We start from the raw sequence: 18620 nt of genomic DNA, 5'->3' as shown, positions 1-18620 counted from the left end.
CAGTGAGCCAGTAGCCCCCGCCCCCGAATGGCGGGGGCTACTGCCGTACCAGGCCCAGGATCTGGTCCGCCACCGTGTCCAGCACCTCCGCCGCCTTCGCCTCGTCGCCCAGGACCAGGAAGTTGAGGGTCAGACCGTCGGTCAGCGCCGCCAGGTAGCGGGCGGCCGTCGGCTCCGGCACCGTCAGCTCCACGCCGAGGGCCTCGGCGAGCTGCCGGATCACCTTGAGGTGAGCGGTCAGGTAGCGCTCGTACTGCCGCCTCGCGAGGTGTTCGTAACCCGGCTCGCGCAGGGCGTACTGGGTGAGTTCGTACGTCAGCATGTGTTCGCCGCGATGGGCCAGGACGTGGTCCCAGTACGCCTGGAGGCCGGCCCGGATCGTCGTGCGCAGCGCGGAACCGGGGCTCGGGGCGAGCCGGGCCAGCACGTCGGACTCGGAGTGCTCGGAGATGGTGTCCATGACCGCTTCGAGGAGGTCCTGCTTCGAGCCGAAGCAGTAGTGGAAGACGCTCAGCGACACCCCGGCCTCCGCCACCACGGACCGGGTGGTCGTCTTCGCGACACCGTCGCGGGCCATCGCCCGGATCGCCGCCTCGACCAGTTGGCGCCGCCGCTGCGCCGCAGGCATCCGCCCCATGGCTGCATCCCTCCCCGGATCGTGCGCCAGGGTATCCGTTCGGCCGAACGGGCGGTCCCCGCCGACACGTGGCGTTCAACCGTTTATCACCAGAGAACCCGTTGAGCATGGGCTCAGCTCGAGCGCCGACGGAGGCCATGCATGAAATTCGGTAGTCACGCGGGACGAAAGACGGCGGCATTCGCGGCTCTGCTCGTCTCGGCTGCGCTTCTCGCACCCGGAATTCCCTCCGCGTTCGCGGAGACGGGCGACGAAAAGGGGACGGGCGTCGAAAAGGGGACGGGCATCGAAAAGGGACCGGCCGCCCCCGCCCCGGGCCCCACCCCGCCCCCGCCCCCGCTCACCGGATACGCCGCCATCGCCCCCGGCGCCTTCCCCACCGGCGCCCCCGAGCACGCGCCCGCCGGGCTGCCCCGCGAGTGCGTGCCGACCAGGGGCAAGACACCGCCCTGGGTGGCGAAGCTGCCCGCCGCGAAGGCCCGGGAGATCACCGGCAAGCAGTGGTACAAGGACTGGCGCGCCACCACCTGACCCGCGTGGCCTCCGACAACGCCGGCCGCAAGATCGTCTGGCGCGACGACAAGGCCCTGCTGTTCCGGGGCACGGGCGGCCCCGGCTCCGGCGCCTACCGCACACCCGAGCACGTGTTCAGTACGGGCATGGACCCCACCGAGCTCGGCCCCGGCGGCTCGCTGCGGGTGCGCCCCGGCGTCCAGGTCCCCAACAGCGGCCTCTCCAGCACCTCGTACCGCACCCGCCACCCGAAGATCTTCGGGCAGTGGGTGTACGTCGTGGACGCGCCCGGCGGCCTCGCGGTCGACGCGATGCTGGAGACCGACGCGATGGACCACGAGTCGGAGATCGCATTCGTCGGCGGAATCAAGCCGGAATTCATCGTGGGCGCTTTCCGCTACAACGGAAAGGGAGTCTGGAAAATCCCCCTGGAATACCGGGTGAATCCCGGCTACAAGGGGGTGATCCAGAAGCCGGGCCCGAACGAGGTCAGCATCCTTTTCGGCACCGGACCCCATACCCCGGGCACGAGCGTGCAGGCCGTCGGCGGCCGTGCCGCCGACCCGTACGGCCGGGCCTTCAACGTCCCGAAGTCCGCGGCCACCGCCACGCTCGCCGCCGACGCCGCCGATCCGGACCCGTACTACATGCCCTGGGGCACCATCCCCACCGTCACCCGCAACTGGGCGCTCAAGACCCGCGACCCGTACGTCTCGCTGCGCGCCCAGCCCTGGGCGACCTGCCACAAGCTCGGCGCGATCGAGTTCGTGAAGGGCCTCGGCGGACTGGTGGACACGCTGGGGGCCAAGCGGCGCAGCGCCGTCACCGACCTGAGTGACAAAGTCCCTCTCCGTCCCGGCAGTTGTTACGACGCCGCCGAGCCGCCCCGCAAGGTGAGCGGCTCGCTCGCCGCCAACGGCGAACTGCCCCTGACCTGGCAGGCTCCCGCGAAGGGTGCCGGGCGGGTGGCGTCGTACGCGGTGTATGTCCGGGGCTCGGACACCGTCGCCTGGCGGCAGGTGGCGACCGTCCCCGTGGGCACCACCCGGCTCACGCTCGCCGCCGCGACCGTGCGGCCCGCCGCCATGGCCGACCTGGACCCGGCGAAGCACGCCGGACGGGTCGCGGTCACGGCCCTGTTCAACGATGGCACGGAGACCACCCTCTCCCGCCTCTGCGGCACGGCGCTCGGTGAATTCGGGCGCAAGTGGGCGCAGTTGGGCGGCGCGTCCGGTTCGTACGGCTGCCCGACCTCGGACCCGCAGCCCGTGCCCGGCGGCACGCTCCAGCTCTTCGCGGGCGGCTCGCTCTACAAGGTCGGCAACACCGTCTACGGGGTGCGCCCCGAGGTGGACGCGATCGGCGAGTGGTACCGCTGGCTCGACTCGCACAGGGGCCGCCTGAAGCTCCCCGTCAGCGACGAGCGCAAGGTGAAGGGCGGCTCCCGGCAGGACTTCCAGGGCGGGCGCCTCTACTGGGCGGCGGGCGCGGGCCGCGACGCGGTGTTCCCGGTGTGGGCCACCGGCGCGATCGGCAAGCGGTACCGGGACACAGGCGCGGAGAACGGCCCGCTCGGTCTGCCCACCACCCCCGAGTACGCGGTGCCGGGCGGCTGGCGGCAGGACTTCCAGGGCGGCACGGTCTACTGGAGCCGCACCGCCGGAATCGTCTCCTCCGCCCCGTGCAAGCGCGTCCCCGAGGGGGCCTTCACGCAGAAGTGGTACGAGGTCGGCGGCGGCAGGAGCAAGCTCCGCTGCATGGTGGGCACGTACCGGCCCGCCCGCGCGCAGAGCGGCGGCGTGGTCCAGCAGTTCGAGGGCGGCTTCCTGTACTGGTCCCGTACGACCGGCACGCACCCGGTGTGGAGCGCCATCGGCACCCGCTACCGGTCGCTGGGCGCGGAGGCCGGATACCTTGGCCTCCCCGTCGGTGACGAGGAGCCCCGCGGCAACGGCGACTGGCTCCAGCGCTTCCAGGGCGGAACCCTGATCTGGGTCAGGCGGACCGGCCAGGTCCGCACCTGCCTCGCCCCGGCCGGCGCCTTCGCCGCGAAGTGGGACGCACTGGGCGGAGCCACCGGACGCCTCGGCTGCACGGTCGGCTCGCACCGCCCGGCGCGGGCGCGTACGGGCGGGGTGGTCCAGCAGTTCGACGGGGGCTTCCTGTACTGGTCCCGTACGACCGGTACGCACGCGGTGTGGGGCGGCATCGGCACCCGCCACCGCTCCCTGGGCGCCGAGGCGGGCAGGCTCGGGATGCCGGTCGGCGACGAGGAACCGGCGGGCGGCGGCAACTGGCGCCAGCGCTTCCAGGGCGGAACGCTGGTGTGGGTCAGGTCGACGGGGCAGGTGACGGGCTGAGTTTTCGTACGGAGCAGGGCCCGCCGGAGTGCGCTTCCGACGGGCCCTGCCGCGTGTCACCCCACGTCACCCCGCGTCACGGGAAATTTTGAAACCGGGCATACCGGGCGGACCTACGGTTTCCGCAACCCACCTACGCGCCCCCCGGCCTCCATTCCGAAGGTGTACGCCCGCCAACACCCCCGAGAACCTCACGCAAAAAGGGACACCAACCCCCTCAACTCAAGGATCTTGAACCGGACTTTCATCCTCCGGATGTGGAAACCGCAGGATCTAACGTCCCTTTCATGACACAGGTGGAAACAAACCCGCAGGCCGGAGACCCGGTAAGGGGCGTCGCGCAGGGGCCCGAGGGGGCAGCCCTGCACACATCCGGCGACGGCGTACGCAACAAGGGGCTCGGCGGGAACTCCGTCGGCCTCCTCGGCAGCGCCGTCATCGGTATTTCCACCGTCGCCCCCGTCTACTGCCTGACCTCCACCCTCGGCTCCACGGCCGGCGAGGTCGGCCTCCAGATGCCCGCGATCTTCCTCGCCGGGTTCCTGCCGATGCTGCTGGTGGCCTTCGCGTACCGCGAGCTGAACACGGTCATGCCGGACTGCGGCACCTCCTTCACCTGGACCGTGAAGGCCTTCGGTCCGCGCGTCGGCTGGATGTGCGGCTGGGGCCTGGTCGTCGCGACGATCATCGTCCTCTCCAACCTCGCAGGCGTCGCCACGTCCTACTTCTGGCTCCTGGCGGGCGAGCTCACGGGCAGCGAGAAGGTGGCGGCCCTCGAGGACAACAAACCGGTCCACATCCTGACCTGCCTCGCCCTGATCGCCATCGCGACCCTCGTCAGCTACCGCGGCATGACGGCGACCAAGGGCGTCCAGTACGCCCTCGTCGGCCTCCAGCTGGCTGTCCTTGCCGTCTTCGTCGTCATGGCCTTCACCAAGGCGGGCAGCGACCTTCCCGAGTTCGCGGGCGGCCTGGACTTCTCCTGGTCCTGGTTCAACCCCTTCTCGGTGGGCTCCTTCGCCGCCTTCACCGCGGGGCTCTCCCTCTCGATCTTCATGTACTGGGGCTGGGACGCCTGTCTCACCGCCAACGAGGAGACCACCGGCAGCGAGAAGACCCCCGGCCGTGCGGCACTCATCGCGATGGTCGTCCTGGTCGGCTCCTACCTGGCCACCGCCGTGGCCGCGCAGATGGCCGTGGGCTCCGGCGACAAGGGCCTCGGCCTCGGCAACCCGGACACCTCCGACAACGTCTTCGCCGCCCTGGCAGGCCCGGTCATGGGCCCCGTCCTCGGCATCGCCCTCTTCGTCGCGGTCCTGGCCTCCGCCACCGCGAGCCTCCAGACGACCTTCATCCCGGTCGCCCGCACGGTCCTCGCCATGTCGGCGTACGAGGCCCTCCCGGCCTCCTACTCGCGCGTCCACCCGCGCTTCAAGAGCCCGGGGCGGGCGACGGTCCACGCGGGCGTGGCGACCGGCATCTTCTACACGGTCATGACCCTGGTCAGCGAGCACGTCCTGGTCGACACGATCTACGCCCTCGGCCTCATGATCTGCTTCTACTACGCCCTCACCTCCTTCGCCTGCGCCTGGTACTTCCGCCGCGACCTCACCTCGTCGGTCCGCGACGCGCTCTTCAAGGGCGTCTTCCCGATCCTGGGCGGGCTGCTCCTGACTGCCGTCTTCTTCAAGACCCTGTACGACATGTGGGACCCGGCGTACGGCAGCGGCTCGTCCGTCTTCGGCGTGGGCTCCGTCTTCGTCATCGGCGTCGGCCTCCTCGTCGTCGGCTTCGCCATCATGCTGGTGATGCAGCGCCGCAGCCCGGCCTTCTTCCGGGGCGAGGTCCTGACGAAGGAGACGCCGGCGTTGGTGGTCCAGGACTGAGGGGTGGGGTGCGGGGCGGGGCTTTGCGCTTCCGTGCCCCTTTAGGGGCGCGGGGCTGTTTCGATGTGCGGCTCCGCCGCGCGGGCGCGACGGGGCTTTGCGCTTCCGCGCCCCTAAAGGGGCACGGTTGATCAGCTCGTCAGGAAGATGGGGTTGGTGAAAGCGGCGAGGGGGCCCGGGAGGCCCGGGACCGTCGGCGGGTGGCGGAGCTCTGCGCGGATGTAGGAGGCGTACGAGGACGTGGTGGTCCACTCCAGCGGGGCCCCGGCCGGGCCACTCCGGACCGTCCCCTGATCGGTGACCAGGTGGACCGTGCAGTCGGAGGCCGCCCCCGACACCCTCAGCCGCACCACGACCGGCGAGTCGGGCGCGACCACCAGCCGCCCGCCCAGCGTGGCGCCCCGCCCCCGCGCATCGGTCGCGGTCAGCCCCACCTCCACCCCCGAGGACTCGGCGACGTACGACCGCCCGGCCCGTATCCCCTCCAGAATCGCCGCCCGCGAGAGCGAGTCCGCGAGGACGACGGTCTGCGGGAGCCCGACCCGGTCGGGGTCCCGGTGGGCGTCGCTGTTGCCCATGGCGGGGGTCCAGCGCCCGGCACCGGCTGCCAGGGTCTTGTCCCACGCCTGGAGGGACACCTCGTCGTCCGGCGTGTACGGCCCGTTCCACACCTCCACCGCATCCGCCTCCGCGAACCCGAACTGCCACCCGCACCCCAGACACGTGGCGTGCGGATGGGCCGGGACCACCAGACCCCCGGCCCGCCGGATCTCCCGTGCGAACCGGCCGAAGCGGTTGTCGCGGGCCCGGTACCGCCAGTCCGTGTGCGTACCCGGATCCGTCCCCAGCGCCAGCACGTGCCCGTTGCGGGTGGTGACCTCCTCGCCGGTGAGCACGAGCAGGTCGTCGCCCCACAGCCCGCTCCAACTCCCGTGCCCGGAGGGCGTGTTGTGCTCCGTCGTCGTGATGAAGTCGAGCCCGGCCGCCCGCGCCAGCGCCGCGATCTCCGCAGGGGTGCGGCGGCCGTCGGAGTGCACGGAGTGCAGATGGCAGTCACCCCGGTACCAGGCCCGCCCCCGCCCCTTCGCCCGCGAGGGCGGATACACGGGCCGGGGCGTACGGGCGGCCGGTCCCGGCACGAGGGTCACGGCCACCTCGTACGACAGCCCCTGCGGCGCGACCGTGTACGGGGCGAGGGCGACGTGCCACACCCCCGCCCGCACGGGCCCCGGCAGATATCCGGGCGTTGCCGCGTCCCCCCGTACGAAGAACTCGCTCCGCGCCCCGCCCGACCACCCCCGGAACCCCCGCCCGCCCAGCGCCGTGCCCCGCTCGTCGAAGAGCCCGATGTCGAGCGCGTTGCCGGGGACACCGGGCGGGGAGGGCGGCCGTTCGTACGCGTACGAGACACGCAACTCCCGTGTCCCGCGCGGCACTTCCACCGGCAGGTGTACGAAGTCGGGCGCACCCGGAGGCAGCGTGCCGCGCACGGTGCGTGTCACCGGGCCGCCGCCCTCCGCCCGGGCGAAGCTCATCGGCGCGAGCGTGAGCACGGCCGCCGCCCCGGCGGTGAACAGGGCACGCCTGGAGGCGTGTTGCTCCCTCGGTTCCGTCGACTCCGTCATGGGGCGAGGGTGGACCGCTCAGGTGGACCGGCGGTTGCGGCGCAGCAGATAGAGGATGACGAGCACGACCAGGATCACGACGACGACCCCGATGACGATCCCGAGCAGCTTGCCGATCTTCGACTTCGTCTTCTTCTTTTTCTTCGGCTTGGCGAGGGAATCGGCGGCGTGGACGGACGCGGCGGCCTGGCTGTGGACGCCCTTCACGGTGACGGACGCGGAAGCGGACGTGGCTGCCGACACCGCCGTCGCCGTCCGGGGCGCGGCCGAGGCCGACGAGAGGGAGAGGGCGGGCGCACCCAGGAAGAGGGTGCCCGCGAGGAGGAAGGTGGTGGTGGTCCTGGTGCGGATGCGCATGGTGGGGAGCCTTCCCGTACGGAACGGGTGGGGATCGGGGCCCTTGCGGACCCTCGGCTTTCGGCACGGTACGCCTTAGCGTGAATCGGCCAACAGGTGCCCGACGGAGGAGTTTCCATGCGGATTTCGACGACGATCTTCCTGACCGACGAGACGATCACGCCGGTACGCCTGGCCAGGGAGCTGGAGACGCGCGGATTCGCCGGCCTCTACCTCCCCGAGCACACGCACATACCGGTGGGCCGCGAGACGGCGTACCCCGGGGGAGGGGACCTCCCGCGCGAGTACGGCCGCACGCTCGACCCCTTCGTCGCCCTCGGCCAGGCGTCAGCCGTGACGGAACATCTGACGCTCGGCACCGGCATCACCCTGATCACCCAGCACGACCCGATCGACCTCGCCAAGCAGGTGGCGACCCTGGACCACCTCTCCGGCGGCCGTTTCACGCTGGGCCTGGGCTTCGGCTGGAACAAGGAGGAGGCGGCGGACCACGGGGTGGACTGGCGCACCCGCCGCGACCTGGGCAAGGATCGTGTCGCCCTGATGCGGGCCCTGTGGTCCCCCGAACCCACCGCCTACGACGGCGAGTTCGGCTCGGTCCGCGCCAGCGAGGCCCACCCGAAACCGTCCGGCGGCGCCCCGCGCATCCTCATCGGCGGGGCGGCGGGCCCCCGCCTCTTCGCGGACATCGCGGCGTACGCGGACGGCTGGATGCCGATCGGCGGCCGCGGCCTGACGGAGTCGATCCCGGTCCTGCGCCGCGCCTGGGAGGACGCGGGCCGCGACCCCAAGTCCCTCCAGGTGGTCCCGTACGCGGTCCTCCCTAGCACGGGCAAACTCGACCACTACGCGGAACTGGGCGTGGAGGAGGTCGTCCTCCAACTCCCCCCGTCGCCGGAGCCGGAAGTCCTGACGGTCCTGGACGACTACGCCACGTACCTGTAAGCCCCTTCAGGGGCGCGGGGAACTGCGCGACCAGCCACCCACTCCGCCGCGCGGCCAAGCGCTTTAGGTGAAGGGGCGGGGCTGGGGACCCCTGCCCAGGCGGGGCAGAGCCGAACGCTCCCCGCCCGGGGAAGCGCCCCCAGCCCCAGGCTCAGTGGGCCAGCCCCGGGGCCAGCCCCGGGATCGCCGCCGGGTCGAGCGATGCGGGGGACACCTCGCTCATCGGCCCCGGCACATCCTGGTACGCCAACGGCATCCCCGCCCCCTTCGTGTGCAGCAGCACCGGCACCATCCCGTCCCACCGCACCATCTCGCACCCGTTCGTCCGCGAGTACACCGCATCCACCTCCCGCCCCTTCCACGTCCCCGTGATCCGCCCCACGGCCGGCCCCCCGTACTGATCCGTGCACATGGCATCGTCGGGCACGGGGGCGAAGGGATCCCCCTGCATCCCGTCCAGGTGGTCGCAGGCCATCTCGGGCCACGGATGCGTGCCGCCCGCCGGGTGGCAGACCAGCTCCCACGTCCCGTCGTGCGTGACGTACCCGGACCCGGCCACCGTCACGATGAGACGGTCCACACCCCCACCCCCACCCACGGCCTGAGCCCCCGGCGCACTCCCGGCAAGGACGGCGATCAACGGAAGCACGGCAGCGACAACACGACGACGGTGCACAAGCGACATACGGAACTCCCAGAAGAGGCGGAAAAGCTGCAGAGGCGCGCCCCGTCCAACGACCCCCACCACCGCCGTGTCACGCCCACCCCGCCCCCCAGACCCCCCACAAACGTCGAACGTATCCTCAAAGGATGACCAGCCCCGCAGCGCAGCCCACCAGCCAAGGTCCCACGGACAACGCGATGCGGCGCGCCCTCAAACGCGCCCGTGACGGCGTCGCCCTCGACGTCACCGAGGCCGCCGTCCTGCTCCAGGCGCGCGGCGAGAACCTCAAGGACCTCTCCGCCTCCGCAGCCCGCGTGCGCGACGCGGGACTTGAAGCCGCCGGACGTCCGGGCGTCATCACGTACTCCAAAAAGGTCTTCATCCCCCTCACCCGCCTCTGCCGTGACAAGTGCCACTACTGCACCTTCGTCACCGTCCCCGGCAAGCTCCGCCGCGCCGGTCACGGCATGTACCTGTCCCCGGACGAGGTCCTGGACATCGCGCGCAAGGGTGCGGAGATGGGCTGCAAGGAAGCCCTGTTCACGCTCGGCGACCGCCCGGAGGAGCGCTGGCCGGAGGCCCGGGAGTGGCTGGAGGCCGAGGGGTACGACGACACCCTCGCCTACGTACGCGCCATGGCCATCCGCGTACTGGAGGAGACCGGACTCCTCCCGCACCTCAACCCCGGCGTGATGACCTGGACCGAGCTCCAGCGCCTGAAGCCCGTCGCGCCCTCCATGGGCATGATGCTGGAGACCACCGCGACCCGCCTGTGGAGCGAGCCCGGCGGCCCGCACCACGGCTCCCCGGACAAGGAGCCCGCCGTCCGCCTGCGGGCACTTGAGGACGCGGGCCGCTCCAACGTCCCCTTCACCACCGGCATCCTCATCGGCATCGGCGAGAACTACGAGGAGCGCGCAGACTCCCTCTTCGCGCTGCGCAAGACGGCCCGCGCCTACCACGGCATCCAGGAAGTCATCGTCCAGAACTTCCGCGCCAAGCCGGACACGGCGATGGGCAAGATGCCCGACGCGGAGCTGGAGGAGCTGGCCGCGACCATCGCCGTCGCCCGCCACATCCTCGGCCCCTCCGCCCGCATCCAGGCCCCGCCGAACCTCGTGGATGAGGAGTACGCGCTGATCATCGGCGCCGGAATCGACGACTGGGGCGGGGTGTCCCCACTGACCCCCGACCACGTCAACCCCGAGCGCCCGTGGCCGCACATCGACCAACTCGGCGCCCGCACGGCCGAGTCCGGCTTCGAACTGCGCGAACGCCTCACCATCTACCCGGAGTTCATCCAGCGCGGCGAACCCTGGCTGGACCCGCGCATCGTCCCGCACGTGACCGCCCTCGCCGACCCGGCCACCGGTCTCGCCCGTACGGACGTGAAGCCGACCGGTCTCCCCTGGCAGGAGCCCGACGAGGCCTTCACCAGCGCCGGCCGCACCGACCTGCACCGCACCATCGACACCACCGGCCGCACCGGCGACCGCCGCAACGACTTCGACGCGGTGTACGGCGACTGGGAGGCCCTGCGCGAGGCCGCCGCCCCCGGGATGGTGCCCTCGCAGATCAACGGCGACGTCAGTCGCATCGACGGCGAGGTGAAGGCCGCACTGTCCCAAGCGGCTGACGACCCCACCAAGTTGACGGACGCTCAGGCGCTGACCCTCCTGCACGCCGACGGCCCCGCCCTCGACGAGCTGTGCCGCATCGCCGACACCCTGCGCCGCGACGTGGTCGGCGACGACGTGACGTACATCGTCACGCGCAACATCAACTTCACCAACGTCTGCTACACCGGCTGCCGCTTCTGCGCCTTCGCCCAGCGCCGCACCGACGCCGACGCGTACACCCTCTCCCTGGACCAGGTCGCCGACCGGGCCGCGCAGGCGTGGGACGTCGGCGCGGTCGAGGTCTGCATGCAGGGCGGCATCCACCCGGACCTGCCCGGCACCGCGTACTTCGACATCGCGAAGGCCGTGAAGGACCGCGTGCCGGACATGCACGTGCACGCCTTCTCGCCGATGGAGGTCGTCAACGGGGCCACCCGCACCGGGCTTTCGTTCCGCGAGTGGCTGACCGCCGCCAAGGAGGCCGGACTCGGGTCGATCCCGGGCACCGCCGCCGAGATCCTCGACGACGAGGTCCGCTGGATCCTCACCAAGGGCAAGCTGCCCACCGCCGAGTGGATCGACGTCATCAAGACCGCCCACGAGGTCGGGCTGCGGTCCTCCTCCACCATGATGTACGGGCACGTGGACCAGCCCCGCCACTGGCTCGGCCACCTGCGCACGCTGGCCCGCATCCAGCAGGAGACCGGCGGCTTCACGGAGTTCGTGACGCTGCCCTTCATCCACACCAACGCGCCCGTCTACCTCGCGGGCATCGCCCGGCCGGGCCCGACCGTCCGCGACAACCGGGCCGTCACCGCCATGGCCCGCCTCCTCCTCCACCCGCACATCACCAACATCCAGACCAGCTGGGTGAAGCTGGGCGCGGAGGGCGCCGCCGAAATGCTCCGCTCCGGGGCCAACGACCTCGGCGGCACGCTGATGGAGGAGACCATCTCCCGGATGGCCGGGTCGAGTTACGGGTCCTACCGCTCCATCCAGGACCTGATCGCCATCGCGGACGCGGCGGGCCGCCCGTCGAAGCCGCGCACGACCCTGTACGGGGAGGTGCCGCAGGAGCGCGTGGACGCGGCGCACGCCTCGGACGGTCACCTTCCGGAACTGCTGCCGGTGTTGGGGGACTGAGTGCCGGGGGATTGAGTGTCGGGGGGCTGACCCCGGAACCACGGCCCGGACAAGGGCGTCGTCGCTGGTGCGGCGGCGCCCTTCGGCGTTCTCGGGGCTCACCTCCGCCCGGCATCAAGAAAGCGTAAAGACTGCCGGGATCGGGCAATGTCGAATGTCAGTGCCGTGTGCGAGAGTTCAGACAAGTCAGTCAGGTCAAAGACTCGGCGCCCACGAGGGAAGGGGCAGGCATGACCTTGTTTCTCGGTCTCGGCATCGCAGGCGTGGTGCTGCTGCTCCTCGCGCTGGTCTTCGACGGGATACTGGAGGGCCTCTTCGGCGGATTCTCCGCCCTGGAGGGACTGTTCGACGGGCTGCTGTCGCTGCCGGTGATCGCGGGCTTCACCGCGATGCTCGGCTTCGCCGGGGCGATCACGCTCGGTACGACGGGGCTCGGCGCCGGTGCCGCCACGGGGGTGGGCATCGTCGCCGGACTCGTCGCCGCCTGGCTCACCTGGAAGCTCACCCGGGTGCTGATGCGCGACCAGACGGACGCGACACCGCGCGGCGAGGACCTGATCGGGACCTCCGGTTCCGTCGTCACCGCGATCCCCGCCGAGGGCTACGGAGAAGTCCTGGTGTACCTCGGCGGGCAGCCCGTGAAGTACGCGGCCAAGAGCGCGACACCGGTGGCCCGGGGCGCGGACGTGTGGGTCGAGGCGAGCCTGTCCTCCACGTCCGTGGCGGTGCGGCCGGTGGAGCGCTGAGCCGGCCCTCCCGTACTCCCCGCTCCTCCCAGGCCGGAGGGGCTGACCCACCCAACGCACCAACCAGCTCGGGGGAATGCCCATGAGTCCAGTCGTCATCGCCGTCATCGGAGTCGTCGTACTCCTCGTCCTGATCGCCCTCGTCGTCGTCTCGCGGTACAAGGTCGCGGGGCCCAGCGAGGCGTTCATCATCACCGGGCGGCGCGGCAAGAAGTCCACCGATCCGGTCACCGGTCGGATCAGCACCGACAACAGCGGCCAGAAGGTCGTGGTCGGCGGCGGTGTCTTCGTCGTGCCGTTCGTGCAGCAGAAGTCCACGCTCGACCTGTCCAGCCGCCAGATCCCGATCTCGGTGCGCGGCGCGGTCACCCTGCGCGGGGTGAAGGCCAACCTCGAAGGCGTCGCCATCGTCAAGGTCGGCGGCAACGAGGACGCCATCCGGGCCGCCGCCCAGCGCTTCCTCCAGCAGCAGGGCCAGGTCAACAGCTTCACCCAGGAAGTGCTGTCGGGCGCGCTGCGCGCCATCGTCGGCCGGATGTCGGTCGAGGACATCATCCGGGACCGGGCCGCGTTCGCCGGGCAGGTCGCGGAGGAGGCCGAGGCGAGCCTCTCCGGGCAGGGCCTCGTCCTGGACGCCTTCCAGATCCACGACATCACCACCGAGGGCTCCTACCTGGAGGACCTGGGCCGGCCCGAGGCCGCCCGCGCCCGCCAGGAGGCCGACATCGCGGAGGCCATCGCCAAGCGGGCCTCCGAGCAGGCCCGGCTGAAGGCCGCCGAGGAAATCGCCATCGCCGAACGGACCTTCTACCTCAAGCAGGCGGAGATCCGCGTCGAGACCGAGGCGGCCGCCGCGAAGGCGAACGCCGCAGGTCCGCTCGCAGAGGCCGCCCGTCAGCAGGAAGTCCTCTCCGAGCAGGAGAAGGTCGCCCAGCGGCAGGCCGCACTGACCGACCGCGAGCTCGACACCAAGGTCCGCAAGCCCGCCGACGCCGCCCGCTACCAGGCCGAGCAGGAGGCCGAGGCCCGCCGGATCAGCCAGGTCAAGGAGGCCGAGGCGGACGCCGAGCGCTCCCGGCTCACCGGTGAGGGCGAGAAGCTGCGCCGTGCGGCGCTCGCCGAGGCCGTGCGCATCGAGGGCGAGTCCGAGGCCGCAGCGATTGCCGCGAAGGGTTCGGCGGAGGCCGAGGCCATGCAGAAGAAGGCCGACGCGTTCGCCCAGTACGGGGACGCGGCCGTCATCCAGATGCTGGTCGAGGCGCTGCCGCAGGTCGTGGCGAAGGCGTCCGAGCCGCTCAGCGCCATCGACAAGATGACGGTGATCTCCACGGACGGGGCCTCGCAGCTCTCCCGGACGGTCACCGACAACGTGGCGCAGGGGATGGAACTGCTCAGCTCCACGACCGGGGTCGACCTGGCGGGCCTGCTGAAGGGGATCGCGCAGAAGGGGTCCGGGGCGGTCTCGGGGGCCGGTGGGGGTGCCACCGCGAACGGGCAGATTCCCATTACCGACTGAGATCAACTCTCTGTGATTCGGATCGGCTTGTGGCTTTTCGGGAACTTTCCGGACCTTAAAAGCCACAGGCCGATCAACTATTGTGGCGCGCCATGAGCAGCAGCACTGCCGCCGCCACCGCCGCCGCGTCCGGCGTCTGGGGCCGTACCGAGCAGCAGGACTTCCGCAGCCGGGTGCGCGGTGCGCTGCTCGGCGGCGCGATCGGCGACGCCCTCGGGGCCGCCGTGGACTCCCTCTCCCTGGACGAGATCCGGGCCGGGTGCGGAGAGGCGGGCGTCGTCGACCTGCTGCCCGCGTACGGCAGACGCGGGGCGATCACCGCCGGCACCCAGCAGACCCTGTTCACCGTCGACGGGCTGATCCGGGCCCAGGTGCGGCGCGACACCGGCGCCTGGCACCCGCCCACCGACGTGCACCGCGCCTACCTCCGCTGGGCCGCCACCCAGCACGACTGGGGCCCCGACGAACGACGCCCCGAGGACGGGTGGCTGGCCCGCGAGGAGTGGCTGTACGTACGCCGCTCGCCGACCCGCGAGTGCCTCGGGGCGCTCAAGGAGCCCGCGATGGGCACGCTGGAGGCCCCGCACAACCCTGCCTCGCGGGACGCGGTGGCAGTGGTGCGGGCGGCACCGTTCGGGCTGCTGGTGGGGTGGGAGGCGCCGCTGGTCTTCCAGCTCGCCGCCGAGTGCGCGGCGCTGACCCACGGGCATCCCGTGTCCTGCCTGGCTGCCGGGGCGCTCGCGGTGCTGGTGCACGGGGTGGCCCGGGGAGAGGGGCTGGACGCGGCGGTGCAGCGGGCGCTGGCACAGCTCGCGGCCCGGCCGGGGCACCAGCTGGTGAGTGATGCCCTGCGGGCGGCGCTGGACGGGGTCCGGCAGGGGCTGCCGACGCCGGAGCGGGTGGAGGCGCTGGGGGACGGGCGGACGCCGGAGGGGGTGCTGGCGGTGGCCGTGTACTGCGCGCTCGTGGGGGAGGACGTGGGGCACGGGCTGCGCCTGGCGGTGAACCACGGCGGGGCGTCGGCGGCCTGCGGGGCTCTGTGCGGGGCGCTGCTGGGGGCGATGCACGGGGAGACGGCTTTGCCGGCGGGGTGGGTGGTGGAGGTGGAGGGACGCTCCACGCTCCTGGAACTGGCGGACGACTTCGCCATGGAGATGACACAGGGGGCGTCTCTCCACACCCCGGGGGCAGGCTCCCCGGGCTGGCTGGCCCGATACCCGCGCGCCTAGCCCCCTTGGGTGGCGGGGCCGCCCCCCCCGGGGGGCGGGACGGGCGGGCAAGGGGGCGGTACGCCCGATCCGGGCCCGCCCCGGTACCGCCCACTGCCCGCACCCCCGACACCGGCCCACCCGGACACCGCCCCCCTGCCCGCACCCCCGCCCCCGGTCACCGCATCACCTCACCCGCATTCACCAACAACTGCTGCCCCGTGATGGCCCCCGCCCGGTCCGAGGCGAAGAAGATCGCCGCGTTCGCCACGTCGCCGTCCGTGGCCATGGCCGGAAGCGCCATCCGGGAGTTCAGGCGTTCCCGGACCACCGATTCCGCCACCCCCTCCACGCCCGCCGCGTACGCCACGTACCCCTCCACCGGCGGCCCCCACATCCACCCCGGCAGCACCGTGTTCACCCGCACCCCGTGCGGTCCCAGCTCCCGGGCCAGGGAGTACATCGCCGAGGTGAGCGCGCCCTTCGACGCCGCGTAGGCGGCCTGCTCCACCTCCGTCGGCGCGGCGATCGCGGACTGGGTGCCGATGATGACCACCGAGCCCCCGGGACCCGCCTTCAGGGCGGGCAGACAGGCCCGGGTCATCCGCAGCGTGCCCAGCAGGTTCACGTCCAGGACCTGCTGCCAGGCGGAGAAGTCCGCCGATTCGAGGCCGCCGAAGTACGTGTCGAACGCCGCGACATGGACCACCGCGTCGATCGCCCCGAAGCGCTCCACCGCCACGGCGGCGAGCCGGTCGCAGGCCGCCTCGGAGGTGATGTCGGTCGCCAGCCAGGCCGTCCGTTTGCCGTCCGGGTCGATCGCGGCGGCGCATTCCGCCAGGCGGGACTCCGTACGGGCGCCGAGGACCGCGTTGCCGCCGTCCCGCACCACCGCCTCCGCCACCCGGTGGCCGAGGCCCGCGCCGACGCCGGACACGACGACCGTCTTTCCCTCGATGAGCACGTCACTGCCTCCGGACTCTGGTCAATTGTCTGACGGTCCGTCAGGGTAGGTCCCGGTCACGTCACTTGGAAGGGGCGGGGATGAGCGAGGACACGCGCAGCGAGACGTACGCCGAGCTGGCGGCCGTCGGGCCGTACGGGGTGCGGCCCGGGCACGCCCTGATCACCATGGTCGAACCGCACCCGGGCCAGGAGTACGCGTACAACCGCTGGTACGAGGACGACCACTACATGGCCGGCGCCATGGCCATGCCCTGGATGTACGCGGGCAGGAGGTGGGTCGCCACCCGGGACCTCCAACTCCTGCGGTATCCGGCCGAGTCGGCGGTCGCCGAGCCCGTCACCGCCGGGTGCTACCTGTCCACGTACTGGATCACCGAAGGGCGTTACGACGACCACATGAAGTGGACCGTCGCCATCAACAAGCGGCTCAACCGCGACGCCCGCGTCCACCAGGCCCGCACCCATGTCTTCACGGCCTTCCAGGACCACGTGGCGACCGTCTACCGGGACGGCGCCGCCGGGCCGCGCGACTTCCACGCCCTCGACCACCCGTACAAGGGGCTGGTGCTGGAGGTGATCGACGCTCAGGACGCAGACCAGCGGCGGGAGTTGGCGGAGTGGCTGCGTGCCGCGCACCTGCCCAAGCAGCTCGCCGGGTCGTCGGCGGCCATGGTGACCGTCTTCCGGCCGACGCCCCTGCCGGGGGACCGGATGACGTACGTCAAGCAGGTGGAGGGCGTCGACACCCGGCTGACGCTGCTGTGGTTCCTGGAGGAGGACCCCCGCGAGCGGTGGGAGGAGCGCTTCGGCGGACTCGGGGAGGCGGTCGCCGGGGCCGGGCTCGGGCGGGTCGAACTCGTCGCGCCGTTCATTCCGACGGTGGTCGGGACGGACCGTTACGTCGACCAACTCCGTTAGACGGCAAGGGAAGAGCCCCCTCGGCCAGGACGGCGGGCCGGTCGAGAGGGCTCGTGCGTGCTGTACGGCGAAGGCCGGCCGGCGGTGTGGCCGTGTCGGCGGCATCTGCCGTATCAGCGGTCGGAACGGTTTCAGCGGTCTCCGAGGCTTCCCTGGCCGACCTCGGTGATGAACGACGTCCACGCACCCGGCGCGAAGGTGATCGAAGGGCCCTCGGGCGCCTTCGAGTCCCGCACGTCGATCGCCTGCACCGCCGGGGACTTGACCTCCACGCACGCACCGTTTCCGCCGGAGTAAGAGGACTTCGTCCACTCGGCCGTCGCGCCCTTGAGAATCGCCATGTCTTTTTCAGCCTCCACCAGTCGTTCGTCGATCGCCGCGAGCGTCCGCCGAAGGCGTTCGACGCGGTCTGCCAGCGGTCTTGCTTGGCGTGATCGACGCTACGCCGGAACTCCCTTACCCACAGGGGGTGTTCACTCGACCGGATGGCATATACCGGTGGGTCTTCCACTCGTACGAGGGGAAGGTGTACGGTGCGCCGCCCCGGGGTTTCCCACAGAGGCGACGCACCGGGCGCACAGCAGGAACCGGCTGCTTCGCGCAGCGCTACTTCGCGCAGCGCTACTTCGCGTAGTGCTGCTTCGCGATGTCGGCGATGTACTCCATCGAGTCCTCCGCGCTCATCGCCTTCGCCCTCAAGTGCTCGTACATCACCGTGTACTTCTGCACGTCGGCCGTCTTCTCCAGGTACAGGTCACTGGTGACGCCCTCGATGTACACGACGCTGGAGTCGGTCGTCTCCGGGAACTCCAGGATCGCGTAGTGGCCGCTCAGACCCGTGTGCGCGCCCGCCGAGAACGGCAGCACCTGGATGGTCACATGGGGCAGCTTCGACAGCTCCTGGAGGTGCTCCAGCTGCGCCAGCATCAGATGCCGGTCGCCGACCTCGCGGCGCAGCACCGACTCGTCGATCACCGCCCACAGCCGCAGCGGCACCGCGGCCGTCGTGATGCGCTCCTTCCGGCGCAGTCTGACGCCGACCCGCTTGCGCCACTCCTCGGGCGTGCTCTCGGGCAGCGCGCCGGAGATCACCGCCTCCGCGTACTCCGTGGTCTGGAGCAGTCCCGGGACGACCTGGGGCTCGTACACGCGCAGGCTCTCCGCGTCCGTCTCCAGGCCGATGTACACGCTGTACGGGATGTCGCCGAAGGCGTGCCACCAGCCCTGCTGGCGGGAGTCCTTGGCCATCTGCATCAGCGATTCGACGACCCTCGGGTCCTCCACCTCGTACACGTTGCACAAATCCCTGACGTCGCGCGGGCTGATGCTCCTGCGGCCGTTCTCCAGACGGCTGATCTTCGACTGGGAGACCAGCAGCCGTTCGGCCACGCCCTCCGCTGTCAGGCCCTTCGTCTCGCGGAGCCTGCGCAGCTCCTGTCCCAGTCGACGTCGCCTGACGGTCGGGTTGATGTTGGGGGACGCCACGGGACTGCACCTCCGGCTGCGTGCTGCGCGAA

16 protein-coding genes are annotated in these 18620 nt (G+C 71.5%); 9 read left to right on the top strand and 7 right to left on the bottom strand.

What is annotated here, in order from left to right; all coding sequences use genetic code 11:
- Positions 1 to 37 precede the first annotated feature (37 nt).
- The gene (locus IE269_RS24090; RefSeq protein ID WP_189825201.1) at positions 38 to 637 is read right to left on the bottom strand and encodes a TetR/AcrR family transcriptional regulator; all 600 of its coding nucleotides are present in this window, start codon (positions 635 to 637) and stop codon (positions 38 to 40) included.
- Positions 638 to 778: 141 nt separating this feature from the next.
- On the opposite strand from IE269_RS24090, the gene IE269_RS24085 reads away from it, so the two are divergent.
- The 3 genes from IE269_RS24085 (at position 779) to IE269_RS24075 (ending at position 5396) form a co-directional block, all read left to right on the top strand.
- Positions 779 to 1168: a hypothetical protein gene (locus IE269_RS24085; protein ID WP_189825200.1), complete on the top strand. Its 390-nt coding sequence runs from the start codon at positions 779 to 781 to the stop codon at positions 1166 to 1168.
- Between the two features lie 5 nt (positions 1169 to 1173).
- The gene (locus IE269_RS24080) at positions 1174 to 3510 is read left to right on the top strand and encodes a scabin-related ADP-ribosyltransferase (RefSeq protein WP_189825199.1); all 2337 of its coding nucleotides are present in this window, start codon (positions 1174 to 1176) and stop codon (positions 3508 to 3510) included.
- Between the two features lie 287 nt (positions 3511 to 3797).
- A complete protein-coding gene (locus tag IE269_RS24075; RefSeq protein ID WP_189825198.1) occupies positions 3798 to 5396 on the top strand; it encodes an APC family permease in 1599 nt (532 codons plus the stop codon).
- Between the two features lie 131 nt (positions 5397 to 5527).
- On the opposite strand, the gene IE269_RS24070 is transcribed toward IE269_RS24075, so the two are convergent.
- On the bottom strand, positions 5528 to 7021 hold the full coding sequence (locus IE269_RS24070) for a CehA/McbA family metallohydrolase (protein ID WP_189825197.1): 1494 nt from the start codon (positions 7019 to 7021) through the stop codon (positions 5528 to 5530).
- An 18-nt stretch (positions 7022 to 7039) separates the two neighbouring features.
- Entirely contained in the window at positions 7040 to 7378 is a 339-nt protein-coding gene (locus IE269_RS24065) for a hypothetical protein (RefSeq protein WP_189825196.1), read from the bottom strand.
- Between the two features lie 117 nt (positions 7379 to 7495).
- Between IE269_RS24065 and IE269_RS24060 the strand changes: the two genes are divergently transcribed.
- The gene (locus tag IE269_RS24060; protein WP_189825195.1) at positions 7496 to 8323 is read left to right on the top strand and encodes an LLM class F420-dependent oxidoreductase; all 828 of its coding nucleotides are present in this window, start codon (positions 7496 to 7498) and stop codon (positions 8321 to 8323) included.
- A gap of 151 nt (positions 8324 to 8474) precedes the next feature.
- On the opposite strand, the gene IE269_RS24055 is transcribed toward IE269_RS24060, so the two are convergent.
- Positions 8475 to 8903: an SSI family serine proteinase inhibitor gene (locus tag IE269_RS24055; RefSeq protein ID WP_229898179.1), complete on the bottom strand. Its 429-nt coding sequence runs from the start codon at positions 8901 to 8903 to the stop codon at positions 8475 to 8477.
- 230 nt (positions 8904 to 9133) lie between these two features.
- Here IE269_RS24055 and IE269_RS24050 point away from each other — a divergent pair, with 230 nt between their 5' ends.
- From IE269_RS24050 to IE269_RS24035, 4 genes are all read left to right on the top strand, one after another.
- The gene (locus tag IE269_RS24050; RefSeq protein ID WP_189825193.1) at positions 9134 to 11749 is read left to right on the top strand and encodes a bifunctional FO biosynthesis protein CofGH; all 2616 of its coding nucleotides are present in this window, start codon (positions 9134 to 9136) and stop codon (positions 11747 to 11749) included.
- A gap of 230 nt (positions 11750 to 11979) precedes the next feature.
- Positions 11980 to 12495 carry a hypothetical protein gene (locus IE269_RS24045; protein WP_189825192.1) on the top strand — a complete coding sequence of 172 codons (516 nt, stop codon included), beginning with the start codon at positions 11980 to 11982 and terminating at the stop codon, positions 12493 to 12495.
- Positions 12496 to 12577: 82 nt separating this feature from the next.
- Positions 12578 to 14011, top strand: coding sequence for a flotillin family protein (locus tag IE269_RS24040; protein ID WP_189825191.1), 1434 nt, complete (start codon positions 12578 to 12580; stop codon positions 14009 to 14011).
- Between the two features lie 92 nt (positions 14012 to 14103).
- Positions 14104 to 15240 (top strand): ADP-ribosylglycohydrolase family protein, encoded by a 1137-nt coding sequence (locus tag IE269_RS24035; RefSeq protein ID WP_189825190.1) that lies wholly within the window; start codon positions 14104 to 14106, stop codon positions 15238 to 15240.
- 157 nt (positions 15241 to 15397) lie between these two features.
- Here the strand turns inward: IE269_RS24035 and IE269_RS24030 are convergent, their stop codons facing one another.
- Complete coding sequence (locus tag IE269_RS24030; RefSeq protein WP_189825189.1) at positions 15398 to 16183, bottom strand: SDR family oxidoreductase; 786 nt, start codon at positions 16181 to 16183, stop codon at positions 15398 to 15400.
- Positions 16184 to 16263: 80 nt separating this feature from the next.
- On the opposite strand from IE269_RS24030, the gene IE269_RS24025 reads away from it, so the two are divergent.
- Entirely contained in the window at positions 16264 to 17103 is an 840-nt protein-coding gene (locus IE269_RS24025; protein ID WP_189825188.1) for a hypothetical protein, read from the top strand.
- 131 nt (positions 17104 to 17234) lie between these two features.
- Here the strand turns inward: IE269_RS24025 and IE269_RS24020 are convergent, their stop codons facing one another.
- Both IE269_RS24020 and IE269_RS24015 read right to left on the bottom strand, forming a co-directional pair.
- Positions 17235 to 17444: a DUF397 domain-containing protein gene (locus tag IE269_RS24020; RefSeq protein ID WP_189825187.1), complete on the bottom strand. Its 210-nt coding sequence runs from the start codon at positions 17442 to 17444 to the stop codon at positions 17235 to 17237.
- Positions 17445 to 17724: 280 nt separating this feature from the next.
- Positions 17725 to 18588, bottom strand: a complete 864-nt coding sequence (locus tag IE269_RS24015) for a helix-turn-helix domain-containing protein (RefSeq protein WP_189825186.1) — start codon at positions 18586 to 18588, stop codon at positions 17725 to 17727.
- Between the last annotated feature and the right edge of the window lie 32 nt (positions 18589 to 18620).

The sequence above is a fragment of the Streptomyces spiroverticillatus genome (genome assembly GCA_014650415.1).
GTDB classification, from domain to species: domain Bacteria; phylum Actinomycetota; class Actinomycetes; order Streptomycetales; family Streptomycetaceae; genus Streptomyces; species Streptomyces spiroverticillatus.
Note: the sequence above shows the minus strand (reverse complement) of the source record. Positions and strands in the feature narration are given on the sequence as shown.

What these genes read in the sequence shown, in the direction of transcription:
- IE269_RS24090 (WP_189825201.1), bottom strand. Translation starts at nt 637, where the DNA reads ATGGGGCGGATGCCTGCGGCGCAGCGGCGGCGCCAACTGGTCGAGGCG.
- IE269_RS24085 (WP_189825200.1), top strand. Translation starts at nt 779, where the DNA reads ATGAAATTCGGTAGTCACGCGGGACGAAAGACGGCGGCATTCGCGGCT.
- IE269_RS24075 (WP_189825198.1), top strand. Translation starts at nt 3,798, where the DNA reads ATGACACAGGTGGAAACAAACCCGCAGGCCGGAGACCCGGTAAGGGGC.
- IE269_RS24070 (WP_189825197.1), bottom strand. Translation starts at nt 7,021, where the DNA reads ATGACGGAGTCGACGGAACCGAGGGAGCAACACGCCTCCAGGCGTGCC.
- IE269_RS24065 (WP_189825196.1), bottom strand. Translation starts at nt 7,378, where the DNA reads ATGCGCATCCGCACCAGGACCACCACCACCTTCCTCCTCGCGGGCACC.
- IE269_RS24060 (WP_189825195.1), top strand. Translation starts at nt 7,496, where the DNA reads ATGCGGATTTCGACGACGATCTTCCTGACCGACGAGACGATCACGCCG.
- IE269_RS24050 (WP_189825193.1), top strand. Translation starts at nt 9,134, where the DNA reads ATGACCAGCCCCGCAGCGCAGCCCACCAGCCAAGGTCCCACGGACAAC.
- IE269_RS24045 (WP_189825192.1), top strand. Translation starts at nt 11,980, where the DNA reads ATGACCTTGTTTCTCGGTCTCGGCATCGCAGGCGTGGTGCTGCTGCTC.
- IE269_RS24040 (WP_189825191.1), top strand. Translation starts at nt 12,578, where the DNA reads ATGAGTCCAGTCGTCATCGCCGTCATCGGAGTCGTCGTACTCCTCGTC.
- IE269_RS24035 (WP_189825190.1), top strand. Translation starts at nt 14,104, where the DNA reads ATGAGCAGCAGCACTGCCGCCGCCACCGCCGCCGCGTCCGGCGTCTGG.
- IE269_RS24025 (WP_189825188.1), top strand. Translation starts at nt 16,264, where the DNA reads ATGAGCGAGGACACGCGCAGCGAGACGTACGCCGAGCTGGCGGCCGTC.
- IE269_RS24020 (WP_189825187.1), bottom strand. Translation starts at nt 17,444, where the DNA reads ATGGCGATTCTCAAGGGCGCGACGGCCGAGTGGACGAAGTCCTCTTAC.